Source organism: Endozoicomonas sp. ALD068 (genome assembly GCF_049310145.1).
In the GTDB taxonomy this organism is placed as follows: domain Bacteria; phylum Pseudomonadota; class Gammaproteobacteria; order Pseudomonadales; family Endozoicomonadaceae; genus Endozoicomonas_A.
In genome coordinates, this window is sequence record NZ_JBLYNU010000002.1 from 1 (window position 1) to 6,395 (window position 6,395).

The following is a 6,395-nucleotide window of genomic DNA, read 5'->3' on the forward strand; positions in this document are numbered from 1 at the left end:
GCGTTTATGTAATTCCCAAGTTCAATCTTGCTGATCAGTCCTTCACGCAGCAGAGCTATGATCTTGTTGCCACTGGCAGAATGGGTTGCGAAGTATTTCGAGAAGTCTTTCAGATCCCCGGGTTCATATTCGACGAAGTGAATGGCTCTTTTGCCCATGCCGCGTATTTCATCGTCGTATTGTTGAGCCCCGGTTTTCATCTCATTTCTGACCCTGTCTGCCAGAGCCTGGACTTGTTCAATGACATTCTGAGGCTGATCTTCTCCAGGCTCAAAAGGGAAGGGTGGGATGCTCGTTTTCAGGCTTTTGAAGACTTCTACAATACGACTGGCCTGGTTAAACGTCAGATCGTCTCCGATCAGAGCCTGCAAGCGAATTGCTGCAAATTCATCGTTAAAATCGAACGTCGCAAGGCAGGGTACTGTTTTACCGCTTTTGACTGCTGATTCAGCCAGGCCCAGTGCAGCATCCAGAGCCTGTTGCCTGAGAGGGTGCTGCTCTGTGAAGGTGTTCATATCGGCCAGAACTTTTACCTGTCTCGGCGTGAACTGGAAGGGGCCGTCGTCATTTTCGACCACTTCCTCTGCAGCCCTCAGGACTTCCTTCATTCTCTCAATGTCTGCTTTCCTGGCTCCAATCTCATCTTGCAGGTGAATCCATTCCTGAACCAGTTGATGATGCTTGCCACCTTTACCATCACGCCCACCCAGTTGCAGCTTTTTGTTTCTCAGAGCATTAATCCGGTGTTCACGGGTGTCAGAAGAGTCCGGTTTGAGGCCCGCAGTTTCTTCAGTGGCGTCAAGACTCGCTTTATGATGATCCAACAGAGCCTTTACTGCTTTTGATACGGCATCATTTGCCTGCTTCGATATTAAGCCCAGCCTCTCCATTTCGTCCATATGCAGGGTTTTAGCTTTCTGATCGATGTCGCCAGAATCGATCATCTCCTTTACTTTACGATCCAGATTCTCTTTTGCATTCCTCTGTTCAAGCCGTGCTTCCCCCAGTTTAATGTTTTTTCTGTAGTGCTCATTCAGGAATTCCACGATTTGACAGTACTTTTTCCTGTTTATAAACACTTCACCCGATACTTCATTGTCTTCGTCCTGACCATCAGAATCTGGAAAGGCTGCCAGGCTGAAAAAGTCTACAGCGCCTGCCACGGAATCGAAGTCACCCTTTATCTGGATGCTCAGACCTGTTTTGGCCTTCAGTTCATTAAGGATTTCACCCCGTCTCTCTGTATTGTATCCCCGCAGGAAGTGCCTGAAGTCCCTCAGTCGCTCCTCAGGGGTTTGTTCGTCAACAGCAGCCAGATCCAACACTATCTGAATTTGTTTCATTGCCTGATTGAGGGCCATGTTCTCTTCATTCGAGAGATCTTGTAGCTCAGCGGGACGCCCCGCAAACAATATGTGTTTGCCACGTATAGTATTCAGCCTGCGTTGAGCGGCTGCCAGTTCACTTTCAGCTTTTTGTATTGTTTGTCTGGCACTGGCCAGCTCGCGATCAAGAACATATCGGGGTTTAGGTCCCAGCCGGGCCATTTGCCAGTCAAGCTCAGCATTAATGGCTGTGATATGCTCATCAATGGTGGCAAAACCTGATTTGAGAACTTCTTCACAAAGCTGTAGGAGTTTTTGTTCAATTAAAATATTCTGGTCGTCTATGCTGGCATCATCTTTATAGGACTCAATGTTGAGTTGATGAGCGATTTCATTGTTTCTGCTTCTTCTGACATCCTCATTATCAAAGGCTTCGTCTACTTCTGCCAGTATTGCCAAAATTTTGTTTTCAAGAACATACTTGTTTTCAGACAGCTGGGCTTTTCTTCTAAGTATTACCCCCAGATCATTGGCCAGTTTAGCAACGAAAGCCGTGCCTCTTTCATTGGCCTCATCGCCTACGAACCCGTAGATGTGCAGTCTGTCCTCTACAATTTTGAGTATCTTTTTCTGTTCTATTATGGTTACTCTTTCTACTTTTTCGACATAAAAGTCAAGACTCCTCTGAAGGTCCTGGAGTTTTGTATTCCCCATTCTGCTCCAGAATGTGATGTCTTCTTTGCGGAGTGAATGCTCTATCTCATCCACCATGGCTTCTGAGACATCACCGCCGTCAAGTTTTGTTCGAACCCTGGCAAGCCTTGCTGTTTTGTCATCTTCATTATTGACTTCGATTTTGAGCATGTCTTCTACTGTTTTCAGCACCTTCAGAGCCACTTCCTCCTGCTGCTGCCTGGCTTTTTTCATACTTGCCTGAATTGCCTCAGAAATGGCGCGACGACGGTAATACACATCTTCCTGACTAATGAGGTCATCCATATCAAGGGCTTTTTCCACGTCAGACAGTTTCTCCAGTACTTCAGGCATGGCTTTGAGGTGGTCTGGTGTTCTGATGTCTTTCAGTTCTTCATCCAAATATTCAAGACTGCGGAACCTCTTATACATTGCTGTTTTCAGGGCCGGGTGTTCTTCCATCGCGCCGTCATCCAGCCTGATACGTAAAATCAGTGCCAGACCATCTTGCTCAACTTTGACGTCAGGTTCTTCCGCACAGCATTGAGCATTCAGTGCCCGGATTTTCTGAAGCAAATGTTGTTGATCTTCGTTGCGGGTATTGCCCTGGGTATTCAGTGACTGAAATCTGTCAAACAGGCTTTTTTGTTGAAGGTTCAGTATATGTTCACCTTGTAATTGAGCGTTCAGTACCTCAATTCTCCGAAGCAGGTGATCGAGTTGAACATCAATATCTGCATTGCTATCAAAATTCTGAAGGTTTAAATGTGCGGCAAGGGTTGCATAGCTGGCTTTGATTTCAGCCTCTGTTCTGGTGTTCTGGTGCTGAAGAGCCAACGGTGTTGTTTCTATAGAGTCTCCCTCAGGCTGTCCTGTTGCCGGTCCTCTTGCCGGTTCTCTTGCCAACACTGCCTGGTTGATTTCATGAATTTTTATACTGATGAGCCTGGTTTGTTTTTCCGGCGGCTGGCTATCATCCCAGTTTTCAATGCCAAGCTCTTCTGCCAGTCGGGCATTGCGGGCTTTTGTGGCTTCCGCTCTGGCATTTCGAAGTTGTTTTTCCAGCTCCGGGATTCGTTCGACTTTCTGCCGATATTCCCGTAACAGGCTTTGCCCTCTTTCCGTTGCGCCACGAAGCTCTCGAAGATCATGCTCAGCCTGATGCTTAAGCTGAAGTACTATGAGCTTTTGCTTTTCAGTGGTACTGGCTTTCCCCAACATGATCTTTAAGTGGTTGTTTACCTGGGTGAGTTTCCATTCTCTTTTCAGCTGGACTGTCAGTTTCTTTTCCCTCTCAATCAGCTGCCTGGCCATATCGCTCAGGACTTTGAAAGTAAAGCGGTCGTTGTCGTAAGAAAGATCGAGCTGTGATTCGTCGACAACGGGTACAAGACCCATAATACCCTCAACAACATTCTGATTACTCAGAAGGTCTCTCAGTTCGGGTTTGAAGCTGAAATGTTTTGTCAGTTGAATCTGCAGCCAGGTTGGCGTGATGGCAGACGAGGCGGCTCTGGATGTTTTCCAGCGGGTGAACTCAAAATCTACCGTCGTAGTTGCCCGATTCTGGCTGGCACTGGCCAATGCCTGCTGGAGATATTCGTAGAATGCAAGCGCAGATGCCGACCGTTTATCTTCGTTTGTCAGCGTCGGCGGTTGACTTTCGCTCACTTCAGCAGCGTGCCGTGCGGCAAGCTCCTCTAACACGGCCATTTGCCTGCTTCGAATAATGTGCTGATAGCTGTTGACCTTAAATCTATTAATCTTTGCTACCAATGCAGGGGCCAGGTTATTGCCCTCAGCTTCTTGCCAGAGGTTGTGGAGCTTTTCTACAAAAGCGCTATCACGGGGATTGAGCTTCTGACCACGAAAAACAATAACCTCTCCCGAAGCTTCTGCGACTTCGAGCTTTGGATAACCCGCAGGTACAGGAGAAACCTGTGCGCCATCCCCGACGTGTACAACGTAGCCGACGGGCTTGCTGTGTGCCAACAGGTCATTAAGAGCCTGCTGTTGTATATCCTTTCCGAAAACATGAACCTGGAAATAGGCAGAGGTGGCCGCTGCCAGAAGAGCCTCGTCATTGACAAACAGTGATTGACCCAGGCTATGCAGTTCAGGGGGCTGGTCGCCTGATGCGATAAGACGCATGAAGGTGCGTCCGTTTACTGCAACTTTTTCTACTTCAATGGTGGCAAGGGCGACGTAGTGGTCACTGGTGCCGAGGTTTCCTGCCATGTCATTCGCCGCTATCAGCAAGTCAGCCAGTTGATGAGGGGTGGCGATTTTCGTTAACGGCTCCATGCCAAATAGCCCGGGATGTTGTGCTTGAACAGCCTTAACTGAATCCTGATCGGTCATTCCGGCTCTGACTTCAATGAACAGTTCCTTTTCTTGAAGGTTATGGGTAAATCTGAAGACTCTCTCATCACCCACTTTCAGGACTTTGGTGTATTTCTGAGCAAGGTTATTTGCGTCTGTTTCAAACAGATCAACAGTGGCAACGCCACCATCAATATTATGAAGAACTTCTGTAAAACTTATAGTGGGAAGGTGCTGGTCCACTCTGTCTCGAACCTGATAAGGGTAGGTGGTTGTAAAGCATTTCGGTATTGGCTGCTGGTCAAGACCCGGAGTTGGTCGAACCATGACGTCACTCTGTGTATATTCGGTATGTTCATCCACCAGAATCTTGACAGATTTTGTCTGCAGCCTGCGATCGGCCAGCGCCTGTGTGCTAACAATGGAAGAGCTGATTGCAATGGCCACTGTAAGAGTTAGTACCTTGGGATGAGCATTTGTCATTCCACTACCTCAGAGCTGAGTACTTTTATTACCCTGGAAAGTGATTGCCGTACCGGGCGAGGAAGCAACTTTTAAAATCGCTCATGGTGATCTTGAGGTTTCAGATGGAAAGCTTGATTGATGGTAATTTCTCTTATCATGACCGTCTTTCTGATCATCGCCCTTTTGCCATTCGTAAAAGACTCCAAGAGTGTAGAAGTAAGGAATACTTTCTGCATGGGAGAACGACCATTTAGGCACATTCTCCCTGAAGTATTTCTCCCAGCCATTCTCAAACAGTTTCATGGTGCGATCACGGCGTTCACGGAACTGCAGGTAATTTTCATGTCGAGTCCAGCCATACAGGGTGCTGTTTGCTTTAATACGGTTTGCGTAGGCTTCATCGTTTTCATTGAAGCGTTGAGGTGTAGAAACTGTCGTACGTTTTACATAGTTATCTTGCCTTTCACCCACGCCCAGCCAGCGATTAATCTTGTCAAGACTGCGACCCAGAGGTCCACCCAGCCATTGAGTGAGCATCTTGTTGTCGTTCATAAAGAAATCGAAAGTGAGACCCGACGCCAGCGCGAACCCGAAGGTTTGGGCATAGGTAAACCCTGATATAAGACCGTGAGCGTATGCTCCGACCGTGGCTACCGGGCCCAGCACCAGACCGGCGGTGGCCGAGGCCAGGGTTTTTACTTTTTGTGGTGTCGCCCTGTGCAGCAGGGGTACTTGAACCCCTTGTCCGGAACCTATGGATTTCACTAGTTCGGGCACCAGACGAGAAATGCTGCGATACCTCTGCGGGTTGGCGTTGTACTGTCGGGCAAACAGCATAGAGCCGGTTCTCAGCAGAATGACGGAGGAAGCGGCTTTACCCAATGGCATGGCCAGCCCGCCCACTTCAGTGACTTGTTCAAGGTCGCTGTGGTAGGCATATTGCCCGGTTCGGCCAAGATCAACACCATAGCCTTCCAGCCAGTGCTGGAAAGGTGTCAGCACCCGATGCAGGTAATCCCCCCGGTTGGTCAGATCCAGAAGATAGAGGAACGACATATTTGCCAGGGACAGCGCCGCAGCCTGCCGGGCGGTACGGGTTGCCAGTAGCGGTTTGTAGCTGGAGAAGTACCAGGTGACAGCCTGTACCAGAGAGGTTGAAGGTTTGACCCAGTACTCATTGAGCTGCTGCTCAACTGCTGCGGCATGAGCCTGCATCAAGGTGCCATGGATAGCCTTGATCAGTTCTGATTCAGAGAGCCCGGCAGCATTGGCATAAGGTGTCAGGGTATCCTGAACATTGGCCAGAAACGCTGCTGTCCTGCGGCCATTGTCAAAGGCAATATCGTCAAGAACATAGTTGGCGATGACCGCTGCTGCATACTCTTTCATGCCGACAACCGACTCTTTCATAGCTGCCGGGCCAGTTGCAGTCAAAGTCACAGGAATAAAGGCACTTTGCACGAATTCATCAACACCCTTGTCGGACAGCAGCTGGATAACGGCTTTGAAGTGAGGCAGATTGACGCCGTGTTTGTCGCCAAGGAAATGCTCAAATTCGTCCACTGTCTGATAACCATCAATTCCTCTGAC

The 6,395-nt window shown here is 48.6% G+C and carries 2 protein-coding genes; both read right to left on the minus strand.

Translation table 11 applies throughout. The features are described from left to right. Positions 1-4,823: hypothetical protein (locus tag ACO6V5_RS00035; protein ID WP_422492039.1), on the minus strand; the 4,823-nt coding region annotated here is incomplete at its 3' end. Between the two features lie 81 nt (positions 4,824-4,904). Further along, a partial coding sequence (locus ACO6V5_RS00040) for a hypothetical protein (protein WP_422492040.1) occupies positions 4,905-6,395 on the minus strand: 1,491 nt, incomplete at its 5' end.